Here is a 17,755-nt window from a genome sequence, read left to right as displayed (position 1 = left end):
CAGTAGATGAACGTATCGTTTTTAACCAAAGAGGTGGCGGTTAACCAGGTTTTCCAGCAACTCCTGCTGACCACTCTGGTGCTGTGGTGCCAACTGATGGCTTTCTGCATAGTGGGCAAGTGATTCCAGCGAGGCCTTGCCTTGCAGGATTTGCTGACCCAGTTCTCCGTTCCAGCCTGCGTAGCGTTTAGCAACCAGCTGATTGAGTTTATCATCTTCAATCATTCTGGCTGCGGCCTTGAGCGCCAGTGCCATTGTATCCATCGCGCCGATATGCGCGTGGAAAAGGTCATAGCGATCGGTGCTTTGGCGACGAACTTTGGCGTCAAAGTTCAGCCCACCCGTCGTGAAGCCACCCGCCTTGAGAATTTCATACATGATCAGCGTGTTCTCTTCCACGCTGTTAGGGAACTGATCGGTGTCCCAGCCGAGCTGCGGATCGCCGCGGTTCGCATCGACAGATCCGAATACGCCCAGTGCGACAGCGGTGGCGATTTCATGATGGAATGAATGGCCTGCCAGCGTAGCGTGGTTGGCTTCCACGTTGACTTTAATCTCTTTTTCCAGCCCAAACTGTTTCAGGAAACCATAAACGGTGGCGACATCGTAGTCGTACTGGTGCTTGGTTGGCTCCTGTGGCTTCGGCTCGATGAGCAGCGTGCCCTGAAAGCCGATTTTGTGTTTATGTTCGACGACCATCTGCATGAAGCGGCCGATTTGTTCACGCTCCTGACGCAGGTCGGTATTAAGCAGGGTTTCATACCCTTCACGCCCGCCCCACAGCACATAGTTCTCGCCACCCAGTTTTTTGGTCGCGTTCATTGCCGTGAACACCTGCGTAGCCGCCAAGGCAAAGACATCTGGGTCAGGGTTGGTGGCCGCGCCTGCGCCATAGCGAGGATGGGTAAAGCAGTTGGCGGTGCCCCACAGCAGCTTCACGCCGCTATCCTGCTGCTTTTCCGCCAGCACATCGGTGATAACCGCAAAATTATGCAGATACTCTTTCAGTGAGTTTCCTTCCGGTGCGATATCGACGTCATGAAAGCAGTAGTAAGGCACGCTCAGCTTTTGAAAGAATTCGAATGCGATGTCCGCCTTGCGCTTCGCTAGCTCCAGCGCGTCGCCTGACTGTTGCCACGGCCGAGCAAAAGAGCCGACGCCGAACATATCCGCGCCGTTCCAGCAGAACGTGTGCCAATACGCGACGGCAAAACGCAAATGGTCTGCCATTCGTTTCCCAAGAATTTCCTGATCGGGATTGTAGTGACGAAAGGCGAAGGGATTGTCGCTTTGACTACCTTCATAACGGACTTTTTCGATCTGTTCAAAATAGGCTTGCATCGTTAACTCCTTAGAAACCACCCAGACGGAAGAGACGGGAATGGGATTAATTTTCGGAGTGGATGAAGGTTTCCTCAATTACGTTATTTCACACTGAAATTCAGAGAATTATTAAATGTGCGCTGCGTCGCAAAAAATAACGGTATTTACTCTGAATACGCTTCGCAAGGTGTAACAAGGTGAAAATGTGACTCGACAATAAAATATGACCCGTATCAAAAAATGGAAATTAAACCAAAAAACATAATTGGAGGATAAAAATCTGTAATTGATGGGGGGATGTTTAGCGACAATACTCATCTGGCTATTGCTATTGGAGTCTTAGGCCCTGCATCTTAAATAAAAAAAGGTACGCTATGATGAAAGTTAAACATTTTTTACTCTCAGCTTGTGCCGTATTCACTTTAGCTTGTCAGCCCGGATTCGCGAAGGACGTTAAAATAGGCATGGCGATTGACGATCTACGTCTTGAACGCTGGCAGAAAGATCGCGATCTTTTTGTTGAGCAAGCCAAAAAGCAGGGTGCTGATGTGTTTGTTCAATCAGCAAACGGCAATGAGGCCACGCAGATTTCTCAAATAGAAAACATGATCAATCGCGGTGTCGATGTCTTGGTTATTATTCCTTATAACGGTCAAGTGCTTGGCAATGTTATTGCGGAAGCAAAACGTGAGGGAATAAAAGTGCTTGCTTATGACCGCATGATTAATAATGCGGATGTGGATTTTTATATTTCATTTGATAATGAAAAGGTTGGTGAGCTACAGGCGAAATATCTCGTCGATAAGGTGCCCGGCGGAAACTATTTCTTAATGGGCGGCTCACCTGTTGATAATAACGCGAAGCTGTTTCGTCAGGGGCAAATGAAAGTGCTCACGCCGCTGATCGAAAATGGGAAAATAAAAGTGGTCGGCGACCAATGGGTTGATGCCTGGTTACCAGAGAATGCGCTGAAAATTATGGAAAATGCGCTAACGGCGAACAGCAATAAGATTGATGCTGTTGTCGCATCGAACGATGCGACGGCGGGCGGGGCGATTCAGGCGCTTGCCGCACAGGGACTGGCTGGGAAAGTCGCCATTTCCGGTCAGGATGCCGATCTGGCCGCAATCAAACGTATTGTGGCAGGCACGCAAACCATGACGGTCTATAAACCGATCAGCAAGCTGGCCAAAGATGCCGCAGATATCGCTGTGGCGCTGGGTTCCGGCAAAACGCCGGAGTCTAATGCTAAATTAAACAATGGGTTGAAAGATATCTCTTCCTTCTTACTGACGCCGATTCCCGTCGATAAATCCAATATCGATTCCACCGTCATTGCCGATGGCTTCCACAAAAAAGCGGACGTGTATTAACGCACGTCGCAGCCACTAGAGTTCAGGATGCAGGAAAGACGTTCATCGAGCCACGACACGAGGTTGTGGCTCGCCACTGTCGCAGACGAGGTCTGAGATACCTGAATCACGGAGGCCGTGATGCCACATCTGTTGGAAATGAAAAACATCACCAAGGCGTTTGGCGCGGTGAAAGCCGTCGATAATGTCAGCTTGACGCTGGAGGCAGGTCAGGTTTTGTCGCTGTGCGGCGAGAATGGCTCGGGGAAATCTACCTTGATGAAGGTGTTGTGTGCCATCTATCCGCATGGCAGCTATGAGGGGCAGATCGTGTTTTCCGGTGACGAGCTGCGCGCTAGCCATATTCGCGATACGGAGCAAAAAGGCATTGCGATTATTCATCAGGAACTGGCGCTGGTGAAAGAGATGACGGTGCTGGAGAACCTCTTTTTGGGTAACGAATGGACGCGTTTTGGCGTAATGGATTACGACAATATGTACCTTCGCTGCCAGCGTATGTTGGAGCAGGTCAAGCTGGCCGTCGATCCGAATACCAAAGTGGGTGAGCTTGGATTAGGCCAGCAACAGCTGGTGGAAATTGCCAAGGCGCTGAACAAGCAGGTGCGTCTGTTGGTGCTGGATGAGCCCACTGCGTCATTGACCGAACGTGAAACCGCAATCCTGCTGGAGATCATCCAGGATCTGCGCGATCACGGTATTGCCTGCATCTATATCTCGCACAAGCTCAACGAAGTTAAAGCCATTTCCGATGTGATTTGCGTGATTCGTGATGGGAAACCTATTGGCACGCGCCCTGCGGTCGAGCTGAGCGAAGACCAGATCATTGCCATGATGGTGGGACGGGAGCTGACGGAACTCTATCCCAATGAACCGCATACCATTGGTGAAGAAGTGCTGCGCGTAGAACACCTTACCGCCTGGCACCCAGTTAATCGCCACATTCGTCGGGTGGATGATGTCTCGTTTGCACTGCATCGAGGTGAGATTCTCGGCATTGCCGGACTGGTGGGGTCAGGGCGTACGGAAACGGTGCAATGCCTGTTTGGTGCCTATCACGGTCGTTGGCAGGGCGACATCTTTATTGACGGCGAGCAGGTGACCATCAGCAATTGCCAGCAGGCGATGGCGCAGGGTATTGCGATGGTGCCGGAGGATCGTAAGAAGGATGGCATTGTTCCGGTGATGAGCGTCGCGCAGAACATGACGCTGGCGGCACTCGATCAATTCACTGGGGCATTTTCCATGCTGGACGATGCGCGTGAACAGGACATCATCCGGCAGTCTCTAGCGAATCTGAAGGTGAAAACCTCCAGCCCGGAACTGGCGATCGCCCGGCTTAGCGGCGGTAACCAGCAAAAAGCGGTGCTGGCGAAATGTCTGCTGTTGAAACCCCGCATTCTGATTCTCGATGAACCCACGCGCGGCATTGATATCGGTGCCAAGTATGAAATCTACAAGCTCATTAACGCGCTGGTAAAACAGCATATTGCCGTCATTGTCATCTCTTCTGAGCTGCCCGAAGTGCTGGGGCTGAGCGATCGGGTGTTGGTGATGCATCAGGGGCGTATCAAAGCGGATTTGATCAATCGTGATTTAACCCAGGAACAGGTTATGGAAGCTGCATTGAGGAGTGAACATCGTGCTGAAAACATCACAGTCTGAACAACAACATGTCGCTGGCTCTGTCTCGATGCTGCAACGGTTGAAAAGCATCAATCTTCAGGTCTACGTGATGATTGCCGCCATCATCGCCATCATGCTCTTTTTCACCTACATGACCGATGGGGCATATCTCAGTGCGCGTAACCTCTCCAACCTGTTAAGGCAAACGGCGATCACCGGCATTCTGGCGGTCGGTATGGTGTTTGTCATTATCTCCGCAGAGATCGATCTGTCGGTTGGTTCGATGATGGGGCTATTGGGCGGCGCGGCGGCGATTTTTGATGTCTGGTTTGGCTGGCCTTTACCGTTGACCATCGTTGTGACACTTGCGCTGGGATTGCTGCTTGGCGCGTGGAATGGCTGGTGGGTCGCCTACCGGAAAGTCCCTTCTTTTATCGTGACGCTGGCGGGGATGCTGGCTTTTCGCGGCATTCTGATCGGCATTACCAATGGGACGACGGTTTCCCCGACGAGTGAAGCGATGTCGCAGATTGGGCAGAGCTATCTGCCTTCCGGCATCGGTTTTATGTTCGGTGCTATCGGGCTGATGGTGTTTATTGCCTGGCAGTGGCGTCGGCGCAGCAGCCGTGCGCGATTAGGGTTACCGATAAACCCACCCGCGGGAGATATTGGCCGCCAGACGGTGACGGCACTCGTGGTGCTGGGGGCGATTTATCTGCTGAATGACTATCGCGGTGTGCCAACGCCGGTTCTGGTGCTGACGCTGTTGATGCTGGGCGGTATTTTTCTGGCGACGCGAACCGCATTTGGCCGCCGCATTTATGCCGTGGGCGGGAATATCGATGCTGCCCGCTTATCGGGTGTGAATGTCGAGCGCACCAAAATGGCGGTGTTCGCGATTAATGGTCTGATGGTCGCGGTCGCCGGGCTGATTCTCAGCTCGCGATTGGGGGCTGGTTCGCCATCCGCCGGGAACATTGCCGAACTGGATGCGATTGCCGCCTGCGTGATTGGTGGCACCAGTCTGGCGGGCGGTATCGGCAGCGTGGCGGGCGCGGTGATGGGGGCATTTATCATGGCGTCGCTGGATAACGGGATGAGCATGCTGGATGTACCGACCTTCTGGCAATACGTCGTAAAAGGCGGAATCCTGCTATTGGCGGTGTGGATGGATACCGCAACAAAGCGGCGCGTATGACTGATGTGGTGGTTGTGGAGGAAATACGTGGCGGCTCGCAATAATCAGCAAATTATTTTGGCCTCTGGGGGCGCTGTGCTATTCAAAGAAGAAGACTTTCAAGGAACTTGCGATTAATGAGTGCCGACTGCCATGTTTGAAAAACGCTATCGCATCACGCTGCTGTTCAACGCCAACAAAGTGTATGACCGTCAGGTGGTTGAAGGAGTTGGCGAATATTTACAGGCTTCTCAGTGTGACTGGGACATCTTCATCGAAGAGGACTTCCGTTGCCGCATTGATAACATCAAAGAGTGGCTGGGAGACGGCGTGATTGCCGATTTTGACGATGGTGAGATCAAGCAACTGCTACAGGATGTGAATGTACCGCTGGTAGGCGTTGGTGGCTCCTACCATCGTCCCGAGGATTACCCGCCCGTGCATTATATTGCGACAGATAATTATGCACTGGTGGAAAGCGCGTTTATGCACCTCAAAGAGAAAGGGCTGAACCGCTTTGCCTTTTATGGCCTGCCGGTATCGGGCGGGAAAGGCTGGGCGCAGGAGCGGGAATACGCTTTCCGGCAGCTAGTTGCTGCAGAAAAGTATCAAGGCGTGGTGTATCAGGGAATGGAAACGTCGCCGGATAACTGGCAATACGCGCAAAACCGACTGGCCGACTGGGTGCAGGGGCTTCCGCCGCAGACGGGGATTATCGCGGTGACCGATTCGCGCGCGCGCCACCTGTTGCAGGTTTGCGAACACCTGAATATTGCCGTACCGGAAAAGCTGTGCGTCATCGGGATCGATAACGAAGATCTGATTCGCTACCTGTCACGCGTCGCGCTCTCGTCGGTAGCGCAGGGCACGCGCCAAATGGGATATCGCGCAGCGAAGTTGCTGCATCAGCTGTTGTTGAACCAGACCGATTTGCCGCTGCAACGTATTTTGGTACCGCCGGTTCGGGTGGTGGAACGTCGCTCAACGGATTATCGCTCTGTGCACGATCCTGCTGTTATTCAGGCCATGCACTTTATCCGCTATCACGCCTGTAAAGGGATTAAGGTCGAGCAGGTGCTGGATGCGGTCGGGATTTCCCGCTCGAATCTGGAAAAGCGCTTTAAAGATGAAGTCGGCCAGACGATTCACGGTGTGATTCACGCGGAGAAGCTGGATCGGGCGCGCAACCTGCTGATATCGACTTCACTCTCGATTGGCGAGATCTCGCTAATGTGCGGCTACCCTTCGCTGCCCTATTTTTATGCCGTCTTTAAGAAAGGGTATGACATCACGCCGAAGGAGTACCGCGAGCGTTATGGCGAAGGTTATTAAATGGATTGGCTCAGGAAGGCGCGGCGGTGCGCGCCTTATCATTGGAGTAGTAAGGAGAGTCTGGTGAGCGGTTACGCCGGCACGCGCCAGTAATCGTAATCGATATGCTCAACCTGGAAGTTGGCGTTCTCTTTGTCTCCAGTCAGACGGCTGGCGATGGTAAAGGCAAAATCGAATGTCACGCCTAACCCCTTGCCGCTGATCAGATTGCCGTCTTCCACGACTTTCTCGTCAACATAAACGCCATCGGTCACATCCTGCCATAACTTGCCGGAGCAAACGTAGCGACGGCCTTTTAGCAGGTTGTTACCACCCAGTACGCGTGCAGCCGCAGAGCACAATGGGCAAATCAGTTTTCCCGCCTCGTCATGGCGACGGATAAACTCGACGACCATTGGGTTGGCAGCCAGGTTTACCGTTCCCTGTGGGCCGCCGGGAATGACCACGGCATCAAACAGCGTGTCCTGGTTTCTTTCCAGCAGAGAATCGGCAAACATACGAATATTGTGATAACTGTGCAGTTCCAGTCTGTCATAGCATGACAGCATGGTGACTTCTATCTTCATTCGGTGCAGTACATCAATCACCATGATCGCTTCTGCTTCTTCAAACCCAGGAGCCAGCAGAACGGCGACTTTCTTAGACATAGCATCTCCAGCAATATGCAAGGGAAGGTGTTAACCGCAAGAGGATAGCAAAGAAATTCCGACAAAATGAAACGATGTTTTATTAATGTCGAGTGGGTCGCGTAAACGATTTTTGCTACTTAGCCTGAAGCGAAGATAGCGCTATACTTGCTAACTTGGTCGTGAATCGGCCACGAATTTTTTTACACGAAAGCATGACTCTTCTCTTCCTGTCCCGCCAAAAAGATGTTTAAATTATCACTCACTTATTTTGCATAAATATGCATTTGTGAGTGTGTCGATTTTGGTTATCGACCGGCCCGTTTGATGTAGGATGTGCACAGGGCCCAAACGCTCATTAATGCATGGCGTAACATAATGGTGTGGGCTGCGAGGCTTCTATCCATAGATCTTTCGAGCAGGGATATATTTATGACAACGATTCTCAAGCATCTTCCGGTTGGTCAGCGTATTGGTATTGCGTTCTCGGGTGGTCTGGATACCAGCGCCGCGCTGCTTTGGATGCGTCAAAAGGGCGCGGTTCCTTATGCGTATACCGCAAATCTGGGGCAGCCAGATGAGGATGACTACGAGGAAATCCCTCGTCGGGCTATGGAATATGGTGCAGAAAATGCCCGCCTTATCGATTGCCGTAAGCAACTGGTTGCTGAAGGTATCGCTGCGATTCAATGTGGCGCATTCCACAACACGACGGCAGGCGTGACCTATTTCAACACTACGCCGCTGGGCCGTGCCGTTACCGGTACGATGCTGGTTGCTGCGATGAAAGAAGATGGCGTGAACATCTGGGGTGACGGCAGCACCTATAAAGGCAACGATATTGAGCGTTTCTATCGCTACGGCCTGCTGACCAATGCTGAACTGAAGATTTATAAACCGTGGCTGGATACCGATTTCATTGATGAACTGGGTGGCCGTCAGGAGATGTCCGAGTTCATGTCGCAGGCAGGGTTCGGCTATAAAATGTCTGCCGAGAAAGCCTATTCTACCGACTCCAACATTCTGGGTGCGACGCACGAAGCGAAGGATCTGGAATTCCTGAATTCCAGCGTCAAAATCGTTAACCCGATTATGGGCGTAAAATTCTGGGATGAGAATGTCAAAGTTCCGGCAGAAGAAGTAACCATTCGCTTTGAGCGTGGTCATCCGGTCGCGCTGAACGGCAAGACCTTTGCTGATGATGTCGAACTGATGCTGGAAGCGAACCGTATCGGTGGACGCCACGGTCTGGGGATGAGCGATCAGATCGAAAACCGTATCATTGAAGCGAAAAGCCGTGGCATCTATGAAGCCCCGGGAATGGCGCTGTTGCACATTGCCTATGAGCGTCTGGTTACCGGTATCCACAACGAAGATACCATCGAGCAATACCACGCCAATGGTCGTCAGCTGGGTCGCTTCCTGTATCAGGGACGCTGGTTTGATTCCCAGGCGCTGATGCTGCGTGATGCTTCTCAGCGTTGGATCGCCAGCGCCATCACTGGCGAAGTGACGCTGGAACTGCGCCGTGGCAATGATTACTCCATCATGAATACCGTGTCTGACAATCTGACCTACAAACCAGAGCGTCTGACCATGGAGAAAGGCGACTCGGTCTTCTCGCCGGATGACCGTATCGGTCAGCTGACCATGCGCAATCTGGATATCACGGATACGCGTGAAAAACTGTTTAATTATGTTGAAACGGGCTTGCTCTCTTCCTCCGCCAGCACGGGTCTGCCACAGGTAGGCCAACTGCAGGATAAAACAGAGAAGTAACGTGCAGATTGAGTAATATAAGGATCCGGAATCGTCTCGCGTTTCCGGATTTTTTTTATCTGTTTATCATATATTTATGTTTGGTTTTCTCGCGGCGTTTTTTCATGTATGAACTCTTGCTGACAATGCAGGTTGCATCTGTACAACCGTCGTGGAAAGGGACAAAATACCTATAAATAATCAGCCAGAGTAATAGTCTGAAGGCGAAGGATCTATGAGATGGGATGTCGTTTTTGGGGTTATGTATTAACTTTTCAATGGAGGAAAAATGTTAGAGATATTTGATGTAAATCACGCCTTGCTGTCAGAAACGAAATCAGAAGAGCTATTTACCCTCAGAAAAGAGACGTTTAAAGATCGACTGAATTGGGCTGTGAATTGTACTGATGGAATGGAATTCGATCAGTATGATAATAATAATACGACTTATCTTTTTGGCATAAAAGATAACACGGTTATTTGTAGTCTGAGATTTATCGAAACAAAATACCCTAACATGATTACCGGGACATTTTTCCCTTACTTCAAGGAGATCAATATTCCTGAAGGGAATTATCTGGAATCTAGCCGGTTCTTTGTGGATAAATCACGAGCAAAAGATATCCTCGGCAATGAATATCCAATTAGTTCTATGCTGTTTCTTTCAATGATTAATTATTCAAGGGATAAAGGTTATGATGGAATATATACGATAGTGAGTCACCCTATGCTAACGATATTAAAACGTTCTGGCTGGGGAATCCGCGTTGTCGAGCAAGGTTTATCAGAAAAGCAGGAAAGAGTGTATTTAGTTTTCCTTCCCGTTGATGATGAGAATCAGGAAGCATTGGCGCGTCGTATTAACCGCAGTGGAACATTCATGGGCAACGAACTGAAGCAATGGCCTCTACGAGTGCCTGCCGCTATTGTACAGGCTTAATGAGTTGTAATTCAACGCCGAGCCTGATGGCATGCTTGGCATTCAGGACTCCAAGTTTTTTCACAACATTGCCGATATGAAATTTTACCGTACTGGTTTTTATGCCGAGAATAATCGCAACTTCCAAGTAGGTTTTACCCATACTGGCCCAGTAAAGAATTTCATTTTCTCGTTGAGAGAACATTTCTTTATTATTTAATTGTTTCTTACTTTCAATCATCTCTCTGCAAAGAGAGATGATTTTTTCATATGCATCAATTAACAGCATCTGAAAGGTGTCTTTCTTCTCTTCAATGAATTTTTCAACATTATCTGGATATGAACTGTCTACGATAATCGATAACATAGCCAAATTGTCACCATGATCGTGAAGCACAAAAGTATATCCGTTAATAATATTATATTTTTTAGAGAGATCAAATATCTTGGCCAGTTGCAACCGGGTGTTAATAACGAGACTTTTCTCCCAAGAGAAAGGCGATATCTTATTAAATGATGCAAGAACAACAGGGTCGATATGCTGGTATTTGTTTTCTTTATAGAGGTTAACCCATTCATCGGGATAACTGGAAATGATGATCATTTGAGAAGGGTTCTTCTTATTGAGAACCATAAAAGAGAATTTTATGCCGTCGTAGCGATCCAGGTTTTTGTTGAAATGCTTTTTAATTACCCTGCTTATTATTTCGCTATCGGTGAATAATGGCGACATCTCATGACCTCAGTCTGAAGAATCAACATCCTTGTAATAGAAAAGTATATACCTACACCTGTACCTAAGTCTAATTGTTATTGGTGAGTGAAAAAACGTACAATTATAAGATAAGTCTGCAGACGTAATTAACATAATTCATATGCATTTAAATTCTGTTGATGATTGGCTAACATCAGGGAATGTTAATTCAGTCGACTTCATCAATAACATCATAAAAATCGGCGATTTTTTTTATCTACAGCCGTGACGCTTTACTGAGCGATCTTATGCTCCATCACATTAGAAAGATTAATCTGATTTCTGCACCTGCAACATTTTTCTTCATGTTGTGCTCGCCTTCGCGCTCCCTCATGCTTCGTTGATATTGTTGTATTCCCACAGCCGGTTGAAATGCACATCGTCGAGATTGCGGGTTGAATCCGCATTACCCGAGAAAGGACGCGCAGTGGTTGCGGCCGCTCCCCACGGCTGTTCTCTGTCATAGCTGGCGTCAATCGTGCTGTCGCGAATCACTAACTGGCCATTTGCCGTCTGACCCGGCTGATATCCCGTTTGCCTTGCACCCTGATCCCAGGCGCGACCTAATCTGGCCTTTCTTACCCCGCTGAAGCCTTCGTCACCCGTAAAGCGGCACTGCGTTGCCAGAAAACCATATTGAACCCACGGCATGCTGTCAGGCGCAAAGACATGGATATCTTTCGCTCCACGGCTGGAAACCGTATGAAAGTGGACATGCTCGAATACTGCGGTTGCCCGCCCAAAAACGTAGTCGACATCCCCCTCGATGTAGCTGTCTGTAATGTAGGCGCGGCTGTAGCGATCCGTGACGTACTCGTTGCGAAGGTTGCTGGTATTGACGAAAAACGTATCCTGACGACCGATGAGGCGGACCTTTTCAAGCTGCACCTTATCGCCGTCGGTGCGCAGCGCGACGGCCTGATGCGCGCGGCCATCTACCGAATCCAGCAAGGTATTCACTACCGTCAGGTTTTTCATCTGGAAGTTGTCGCTTTGCGACCAGACCACGGCGGCACAAATGGTATCAATCGTTGCGTTCTGCTTTGACGCACAGAGATCGTACATATACCAGGCGGGATCGCCGGGCTGATATTCACCGTGAGGATTCACCGCTTCCCGGTAGGTTGCTGGTGAAAACATCGAATCAAGCGCGAGTTGAATCACCACGTCATTCGGTTGTTCTCCCGCTCCAAATAACGTCAGCGGTGGCGCATCGGCGGGGATGTAGACCGTGCCGGTATAGATGCCTGGCAGCAATTTAATCGTAATGTGCGACTGACCCTGCGGTGCCCGCAACGCGGCGTTGATCGCCTGTTGAACATGAGTGTGTGTTGCGCCATCCACCCCGATCCGTGGCCCGACAACCCACGGTGTAGCCAGTTCGACCGCAATGGGCGTGGGAAGCCAGACGTCAGTATCAGTGCGGTGCGGAGTAAAATAGTGCAGTCGCGTGAAGCGACTCGCTTCCTGTTCGGAAAGAATGGGGCGATGAACCGTGCCGGGGTACGTCGTTTTTATCATTGCGCTATCCTAATAAAGAAGTCAGAAGCTAATTCCCCTGATACCACGTCCAGACCTTGATCAGCAGTGCCGCTGACACACTCCAGCACACGACCGCGGCGAGCAGCGCCTGTGGCAACTTCATCCACGCGGTAAAGTAATAAAGTGAGATGAGATAAACCAGATAAGGAATAACGGACCAAATGCCAAACAGGATAGTGGCGCGCAGCGCCTCCAGCCCGCGCTCGGTGCCAACGATATAATGGGCAATCAGCGCGAATGTGGGAAATAGCGGCACCAACCCGGCAATATAATAGTTTCGACTTTTCGCCAGTACGCTGATGAGCAATACGATCAACGCGCCAATAACCGATTTGATAAACAATGACATAAGTATAACTTCTGGCTTAATTAAGCATCGTGAATGCACAGAGAATAGCGAAAAAGTATCGGGATGGAATAGTGCTACCGCACAGCTTAAGATTTCAATTCGTGGTGATTTCGTTATTCTTAGCAGAAGAATGAATAAATACTACGCACGATAGCCTTATCGTACGCAGGTAAAACGATAATAAATCTGGAAAGGATTGATATTGAAGATGCAACGTCACGCATTCACTAAGGGATTGGTTCCAATAAAGATTATTTCTACTGGCAGTGCGCTTCCTGCGCAGCGGGTGACCTCGGCTGAATTAGATGTGCGGCTCAATAAACCTGCTGGTTATGTCGAAAGCCGTTCCGGTATTCTCTATCGCCACCATGCGGACAATCATGCCAGCCAGGCCGAACTCGGTGTCGCGGCATTAAATGATGCGCTGACGCGTGGCGTTATTTCTCCGGCTTCCATTGACCTGCTGCTGTTTGCTTCTGCGATTCCCATTCAGGCGCTGCCTTATAGCGCCAGCCATGTATTAAAAGCGTCGTCTTTGCCGAAAGGGACAGCCTGTTTTGATATTAATAGCAGCTGCGTCAGCTTTATTTCTGCGCTTCAGGTGGCGGCTGGGCTGTTAAATACCGGCGCTTATCGACGCATTGCCATTGTTTCTACCGAACTTGCGTCGCGCGGTATTGATTGGGATGACGAAGAATCGTCGCTGATTTTTGGTGATGGTGCCGCGTGCGCGATTGTCGAACGCGGTGATGGCCACAGCGGTATTGCGGCGTGTCTGCTGGAAACGTATCCGAAGGGCAATGAACTGTGCCAGATCCGCGCAGGCGGCACCTTGCGTAACCCGCGTGCAGGGATGGAACTGCATGACTTTCTGTTCCATATGCAGGGAAAACGGCTGTTCAGGCAGGCTTCTGCACTGATTGAGGGCTATCTGCAACGGCTGCTGGAAGCGAGTGGTTTCACGCTTGAGCAGATGGCGGCGGTGGTTCCGCATCAGGCCAGCCACCTGTCGCTGGAACACATGCGTAAGCGACTGGCGATCCCGACGGAAAGACTGATTGATATTTACCGCTATCACGGTAATCAGGTGGCGGCCTCAATTCCAACGGCGCTGCATCATGCCATCGTGACGCAACGCCTGCCTGAGGGGGAGCCCGCCATGCTGGTCGGCACGGCTGCCGGGTTGACGCTGGGCGGGATGGTTCTGATCCCATGAGAGTCTTCGTCACGGGTGCAACCAGCGGATTGGGGCGTAACGCGGTGGACTGGCTACTTAAGGCTGGGCATCAGGTGCTGGCGTGCGGGCGCGATCGCACGGTAGGCCAACAGCTTGAAGCTCAGGGCGCACAGTTCATCGGTATCGATTTGGTGGAAACCTCGGTAGACCTGTTTCGATCGCTGATGGCGGGCTGTGACGTGGTCTGGCACTGTGCCGCGAAATCATCACCGTGGGGGCAATATCGCGATTTTTATCAGAATAATACCGAGGTGACGGCACGTCTGGCCGACGCCGCAGGGCAGCTGGCTATCCCGCGTTTTGTGCACATCTCCACGCCCGCGATTTACTTCGATTACCAGCACCACCTGAATATTGATGAAAGCTACCGCGCGGCGCGTTTTGCCAATCACTATGCGCAGACCAAATTTCTGGCGGAAGAGCGACTTCAGGCGCTGACGTCGCGCTACCTGCAAACCACCTACGTGATTCTGCGTCCGCGTGGCCTATTTGGCCCGCATGACCGCGTGATTCTGCCGCGAGTGCTGGAGCAGATCGCGGTGGGCGGCGGCGTGTTGCGACTTCCGCGCGGTGGTGAGGCGCTGCTGGATCTCACGTTTGTCGGCAACGTTGTGGAAGCGATGGCGCTTGCCAGCGAGCGAACGGGGTTAGTGTCTGGTTCGGTGTACAACATCACCAATCATGAGCCCGCACGCCTCGTCGATATGCTGGAGCAACTGCTGGCAGGGCAATTGGGGATGCATTATCGCGTCAAAGCGGTGCCGTATCCGCTGCTGCACACGGTAGCGGGTGGAATGGAACTGCTCTCGTGCTTTAGTCGGAAAGAGCCGCTGCTAACGCGCTACAGTGCGGGAGCGGTGAATTTTGATATGACGCTCAGCGCGGAGAAAGCCAAACAGGAGCTGGGATATCAGCCGCGTTTCTCCCTTCAGCAGGGCATTGAGCTGACCGGCGACTGGTTCAGGGCGCATCTTGCACAGCGGAGCACGGACGGACATGGCTAATATTTCAACGTTTGAAGTCGGATACTGCCTGCATCCAGGCTGTATGGCGCTGCGTGGCGCGGGGTGGAAGGTATGCCGTTTTCCGGCACGCGTCTGGATGCTGGAGAGTCGGGGCAAGCGCTGGCTGTGGGACACCGGCTATGCCCAGCATTTTACCGATGCCACGCGATCCGGCCTGTTCCAGCTGTACCGCAGAATGACGCCGGTGCATTTTGAGACGAAAGACGCGCTGATTCACCAGCTACATGGGCAGGGGATTCAGCCTGCGGACATCGACGGCCTGATTATTTCCCATTTTCATGGCGACCATATTGCAGGGTTGCGGGATTTCCCCGACGTCCCGTTTATCTGTTCGGGACTGGGATGGCAGCAGACGCGGAATCTGCGCGGTTTCGCCGCTCTGAAACGGGCGTTTGTGCCTGCCCTGATCCCTGAGCATTTCGAGCAGGCGCTTCAGTTTGTCGAAAATTTCCCGCTTACCGATCTGCCAGCCGAGCTGGCGCCGTTTACGCAAGGCTATGCGCTGCCGGGTAGTGATAAAGAGATCGTGCTGGTGTCGCTGCCCGGTCATGCCGCCGGACACCTCGGCGCGTTTGTGCTGACTGAAAACGGCTGGGTGCTGCTGGCAAGCGATGCCGCCTGGTCGCCGCACAGTTATCGCGAAGGCCGCGGGCCGTCGCGTTTGGCGAATCTGGTGATGGACGATCCAAAAGCCTATTACCACACGTTGGATCAGCTACATCAGTTGCACCTGAACGGACAGGTTGAGATTCGGCTGTGCCATGAGGGCGACCTATGATTCCGCTGATGACCCTCTGGCACTATTTCCGTGCCAGACGCCTCACCTTTTCTACTCGTCAGGGGCTTGAACACCATCAACAGCGCCAGCTTGCTCGCTTTGCACGGCGGGTGCTGGCGCGTAGTCCCTATTTCCGTCCGTACTGCCAGCTTCCGATTACCTCCTGGCCGATGATGGATAAAGCCGTGATGATGGCCGAATTCGATCGGATGAACACCGCGGGGCTTAAGCGGGATGAACTGCTCGCCTGCGCGCGCCGCAGTGAGGAGGATCGTGACTTCACGCCGAATGTGAACGGGTTCAGCGTCGGGCTGTCGTCCGGCACCTCCGGGCAGCGTGGGCTGTTTGTCGTTAGCCCTCGTGAACAGCAGGTGTGGGCGGGGGGCATGTTGGCGAAAATGCTGCCGGACGGCTTACGTGCTGGCGAGCGGGTAGCGCTGTTTCTGCGGGCGGATAACAATCTGTATCACAGCGTGGATAACCGCTGGCTCAGCCTGTCGTTTTACGATCTGTTTGCGCCGTTTTCCGAACATGTTCCGCGGCTGGAAATGTGGTCGCCGTCGATTATCGTTGCTCCTGCACAGGTGCTGCGCGAGTTGGCGCTGGCGGTGCAGCGCGGTGAACTGCGCCTGTCTGTCAAAAAGGTGATTTCCGTGGCCGAGGTGCTGGAACCGCAGGATAAACAATTGCTCCAGCAGGTTTTCGGGCAGGTGGGGGAAGTGTATCAGGCGACGGAAGGCTTTCTGGCATCGACCTGTGAACACGGTACGCTGCATCTCAACGAGGAATTTGTGCACATTGAGCCGCAGTGGCTGGATGACGAACGCTTTACGCCCATCATTACCGATTTCACCCGCAGCACGCAGCCGATTGTGCGCTATCGGCTGGACGATGTATTGGTGAAGCAAAAAACACCCTGTGCGTGTGGCCGGGTGACGATGGCGATTGCCCGCATCGAAGGGCGCAGCGATGACTGCCTGCGACTGCCGGATAGTCACGGTGAGCCTCAGACCGTGTTTGCGGATCTCTGTAGCCGGATTATTGCCAATGCGCTGCCGCTGCATGCCGATTATCGGCTGGTGCAGCAGGGGGAAACGACGCTGCGTTTGTCCGCCGCGTGCAGCCTGCCGGAGCTGGAGGCCTGTCGGGACAGTCTGGCGCAGCAGTTTGCGTTGCAGGGCATTGAGGTGTCGCGTCTGCAGTGGCAGTTAATCGCCGGTGAGATTGCGCCAGCATTGACGCAAAAGCGCAGACGGATTGCCCGCCTGAAGGAGGACGTATAATGCGACTTCCTCAAAGCACGATGCTATTACGGCTGAAAGCGCTGCTCTTCGGCTGGGGATCGGTCGGCGTGGTGTATCAACTAAGCGCGCAGTTTCAGGGGCAGGGAACGGTGCTGCCGACGTCATTCATTGATGAATGGATTCCCTTTAGCCCCTCGGCTATCTGGCTGTATCTCTCCTTTTTCATCATCGTGCCGCTGTCTTATTTATCCTGCCCGATAGCACGTCTGGCGGGGTTACGCCGGGCAACGCAGCTCACTGCGTTAATCGCGGGCGCGGTGTACCTGATTTTCCCGACCACGATGGTTTATCCTCAGGCTGTCGGGGACGATTTTTCCACTCGTTTGCTACAGCTTTTGCAGCGTATCGACTCACCGCAGAATTGTCTGCCGTCGCTGCATATTGCGCTAACGGTGCTGGCGGTATGGGCGATGAGCGATAGCCAGCAGAAGGTGAAAACCGGTTTGTATCTGCTGTGGGGGATGGCGATTGCCTTTTCCATCCTGCAACTACGTCGGCATCTGTTCATCGATCTGGTGACCGGGGCGATGCTGGCGGGCATAACCGGATGGATTTTTCTGCGTAGCCGGGAGACGGTGACGGCGGTTTCCCCACGAGCCCCGCTGCCTAACGATAAGCGCCATCAGGAATGAAAT

The 17,755-nt window shown here is 52.1% G+C and carries 16 protein-coding genes; 11 read left to right on the top strand and 5 right to left on the bottom strand.

Going from position 1 to position 17,755, the window contains the following annotated elements:
• Positions 1 to 21: 21 nt before the first annotated feature.
• Positions 22 to 1,341: a xylose isomerase gene (gene xylA / locus I2D83_RS21520; protein WP_205947274.1), complete on the bottom strand. Its 1,320-nt coding sequence runs from the start codon at positions 1,339 to 1,341 to the stop codon at positions 22 to 24.
• A gap of 359 nt (positions 1,342 to 1,700) precedes the next feature.
• Here xylA and xylF point away from each other — a divergent pair, with 359 nt between their 5' ends.
• The 4 genes from xylF (at position 1,701) to xylR (ending at position 6,828) form a co-directional block, all read left to right on the top strand.
• Positions 1,701 to 2,696 (top strand): D-xylose ABC transporter substrate-binding protein, encoded by a 996-nt coding sequence (xylF, locus tag I2D83_RS21515; RefSeq protein WP_181830118.1) that lies wholly within the window; start codon positions 1,701 to 1,703, stop codon positions 2,694 to 2,696.
• Between the two features lie 120 nt (positions 2,697 to 2,816).
• Complete coding sequence (locus I2D83_RS21510) at positions 2,817 to 4,358, top strand: xylose ABC transporter ATP-binding protein (RefSeq protein ID WP_205947273.1); 1,542 nt, start codon at positions 2,817 to 2,819, stop codon at positions 4,356 to 4,358.
• A gap of 28 nt (positions 4,359 to 4,386) precedes the next feature.
• Complete coding sequence (gene xylH, locus I2D83_RS21505; RefSeq protein ID WP_220274049.1) at positions 4,387 to 5,517, top strand: xylose ABC transporter permease XylH; 1,131 nt, start codon at positions 4,387 to 4,389, stop codon at positions 5,515 to 5,517.
• 132 nt (positions 5,518 to 5,649) lie between these two features.
• Positions 5,650 to 6,828, top strand: coding sequence for a D-xylose utilization transcriptional activator XylR (gene xylR, locus I2D83_RS21500; protein ID WP_015842237.1), 1,179 nt, complete (start codon positions 5,650 to 5,652; stop codon positions 6,826 to 6,828).
• A gap of 71 nt (positions 6,829 to 6,899) precedes the next feature.
• Here xylR and I2D83_RS21495 read toward each other — a convergent pair whose 3' ends face one another.
• A complete protein-coding gene (locus I2D83_RS21495) occupies positions 6,900 to 7,475 on the bottom strand; it encodes a DJ-1/PfpI family protein (RefSeq protein ID WP_180778800.1) in 576 nt (191 codons plus the stop codon).
• Between the two features lie 411 nt (positions 7,476 to 7,886).
• Between I2D83_RS21495 and argG the strand changes: the two genes are divergently transcribed.
• On the top strand, positions 7,887 to 9,233 hold the full coding sequence (gene argG, locus I2D83_RS21490) for an argininosuccinate synthase (RefSeq protein WP_015842235.1): 1,347 nt from the start codon (positions 7,887 to 7,889) through the stop codon (positions 9,231 to 9,233).
• Between the two features lie 268 nt (positions 9,234 to 9,501).
• Positions 9,502 to 10,152 carry an acyl-homoserine-lactone synthase CarI gene (gene carI / locus I2D83_RS21485; RefSeq protein WP_015842234.1) on the top strand — a complete coding sequence of 217 codons (651 nt, stop codon included), beginning with the start codon at positions 9,502 to 9,504 and terminating at the stop codon, positions 10,150 to 10,152.
• Here the strand turns inward: carI and I2D83_RS21480 are convergent.
• The 3 genes from I2D83_RS21480 to I2D83_RS21470 form a co-directional block, all read right to left on the bottom strand.
• Positions 10,136 to 10,864 (bottom strand): helix-turn-helix transcriptional regulator, encoded by a 729-nt coding sequence (locus tag I2D83_RS21480; RefSeq protein ID WP_015842233.1) that lies wholly within the window; start codon positions 10,862 to 10,864, stop codon positions 10,136 to 10,138. The two genes, carI and I2D83_RS21480, sit on opposite strands and share 17 nt — an antisense overlap.
• Before the next feature lie 351 nt (positions 10,865 to 11,215).
• Positions 11,216 to 12,406: a pectinesterase PemB gene (pemB, locus tag I2D83_RS21475; RefSeq protein WP_205947272.1), complete on the bottom strand. Its 1,191-nt coding sequence runs from the start codon at positions 12,404 to 12,406 to the stop codon at positions 11,216 to 11,218.
• Between the two features lie 28 nt (positions 12,407 to 12,434).
• Complete coding sequence (locus I2D83_RS21470) at positions 12,435 to 12,776, bottom strand: GlpM family protein (RefSeq protein ID WP_015842229.1); 342 nt, start codon at positions 12,774 to 12,776, stop codon at positions 12,435 to 12,437.
• 208 nt (positions 12,777 to 12,984) lie between these two features.
• On the opposite strand from I2D83_RS21470, the gene I2D83_RS21465 reads away from it, so the two are divergent.
• From I2D83_RS21465 to I2D83_RS21445, 5 genes are read left to right on the top strand one after another with little or no spacing between them, the layout of a single operon-like run.
• On the top strand, positions 12,985 to 13,992 hold the full coding sequence (locus tag I2D83_RS21465; RefSeq protein WP_180778802.1) for a 3-oxoacyl-[acyl-carrier-protein] synthase III C-terminal domain-containing protein: 1,008 nt from the start codon (positions 12,985 to 12,987) through the stop codon (positions 13,990 to 13,992).
• On the top strand, positions 13,989 to 15,017 hold the full coding sequence (locus tag I2D83_RS21460) for an NAD-dependent epimerase/dehydratase family protein (RefSeq protein WP_205947271.1): 1,029 nt from the start codon (positions 13,989 to 13,991) through the stop codon (positions 15,015 to 15,017). The genes I2D83_RS21465 and I2D83_RS21460 overlap by 4 nt, the downstream gene beginning before the upstream one ends.
• Positions 15,010 to 15,816, top strand: coding sequence for an MBL fold metallo-hydrolase (locus tag I2D83_RS21455; RefSeq protein WP_181830123.1), 807 nt, complete (start codon positions 15,010 to 15,012; stop codon positions 15,814 to 15,816). The genes I2D83_RS21460 and I2D83_RS21455 overlap by 8 nt, the downstream gene beginning before the upstream one ends.
• The gene (locus I2D83_RS21450; protein WP_205947270.1) at positions 15,813 to 17,099 is read left to right on the top strand and encodes a F390 synthetase-related protein; all 1,287 of its coding nucleotides are present in this window, start codon (positions 15,813 to 15,815) and stop codon (positions 17,097 to 17,099) included. The genes I2D83_RS21455 and I2D83_RS21450 overlap by 4 nt, the downstream gene beginning before the upstream one ends.
• Positions 17,099 to 17,752: a phosphatase PAP2 family protein gene (locus I2D83_RS21445; protein ID WP_180778806.1), complete on the top strand. Its 654-nt coding sequence runs from the start codon at positions 17,099 to 17,101 to the stop codon at positions 17,750 to 17,752. The genes I2D83_RS21450 and I2D83_RS21445 overlap by 1 nt, the downstream gene beginning before the upstream one ends.
• The last annotated feature ends 3 nt before the right edge of the window (positions 17,753 to 17,755 follow it).

The organism is Pectobacterium aroidearum, from assembly GCF_015689195.1.
In the GTDB taxonomy this organism is placed as follows: domain Bacteria; phylum Pseudomonadota; class Gammaproteobacteria; order Enterobacterales; family Enterobacteriaceae; genus Pectobacterium; species Pectobacterium aroidearum.
This window is presented reverse-complemented; position numbering and strand designations above follow the sequence as displayed.

Coding starts and splice junctions, on each gene's coding strand:
- xylA (WP_205947274.1), bottom strand. CDS start 1,341: ATGCAAGCCTATTTTGAACAGATCGAAAAAGTCCGTTATGAAGGTAGT.
- I2D83_RS21510 (WP_205947273.1), top strand. CDS start 2,817: ATGCCACATCTGTTGGAAATGAAAAACATCACCAAGGCGTTTGGCGCG.
- xylF (WP_181830118.1), top strand. CDS start 1,701: ATGAAAGTTAAACATTTTTTACTCTCAGCTTGTGCCGTATTCACTTTA.
- I2D83_RS21455 (WP_181830123.1), top strand. CDS start 15,010: ATGGCTAATATTTCAACGTTTGAAGTCGGATACTGCCTGCATCCAGGC.
- I2D83_RS21450 (WP_205947270.1), top strand. CDS start 15,813: ATGATTCCGCTGATGACCCTCTGGCACTATTTCCGTGCCAGACGCCTC.
- pemB (WP_205947272.1), bottom strand. CDS start 12,406: ATGATAAAAACGACGTACCCCGGCACGGTTCATCGCCCCATTCTTTCC.
- I2D83_RS21465 (WP_180778802.1), top strand. CDS start 12,985: ATGCAACGTCACGCATTCACTAAGGGATTGGTTCCAATAAAGATTATT.
- xylR (WP_015842237.1), top strand. CDS start 5,650: ATGTTTGAAAAACGCTATCGCATCACGCTGCTGTTCAACGCCAACAAA.
- I2D83_RS21470 (WP_015842229.1), bottom strand. CDS start 12,776: ATGTCATTGTTTATCAAATCGGTTATTGGCGCGTTGATCGTATTGCTC.
- I2D83_RS21445 (WP_180778806.1), top strand. CDS start 17,099: ATGCGACTTCCTCAAAGCACGATGCTATTACGGCTGAAAGCGCTGCTC.
- argG (WP_015842235.1), top strand. CDS start 7,887: ATGACAACGATTCTCAAGCATCTTCCGGTTGGTCAGCGTATTGGTATT.
- carI (WP_015842234.1), top strand. CDS start 9,502: ATGTTAGAGATATTTGATGTAAATCACGCCTTGCTGTCAGAAACGAAA.
- I2D83_RS21460 (WP_205947271.1), top strand. CDS start 13,989: ATGAGAGTCTTCGTCACGGGTGCAACCAGCGGATTGGGGCGTAACGCG.
- I2D83_RS21495 (WP_180778800.1), bottom strand. CDS start 7,475: ATGTCTAAGAAAGTCGCCGTTCTGCTGGCTCCTGGGTTTGAAGAAGCA.
- I2D83_RS21480 (WP_015842233.1), bottom strand. CDS start 10,864: ATGTCGCCATTATTCACCGATAGCGAAATAATAAGCAGGGTAATTAAA.
- xylH (WP_220274049.1), top strand. CDS start 4,387: ATGCTGCAACGGTTGAAAAGCATCAATCTTCAGGTCTACGTGATGATT.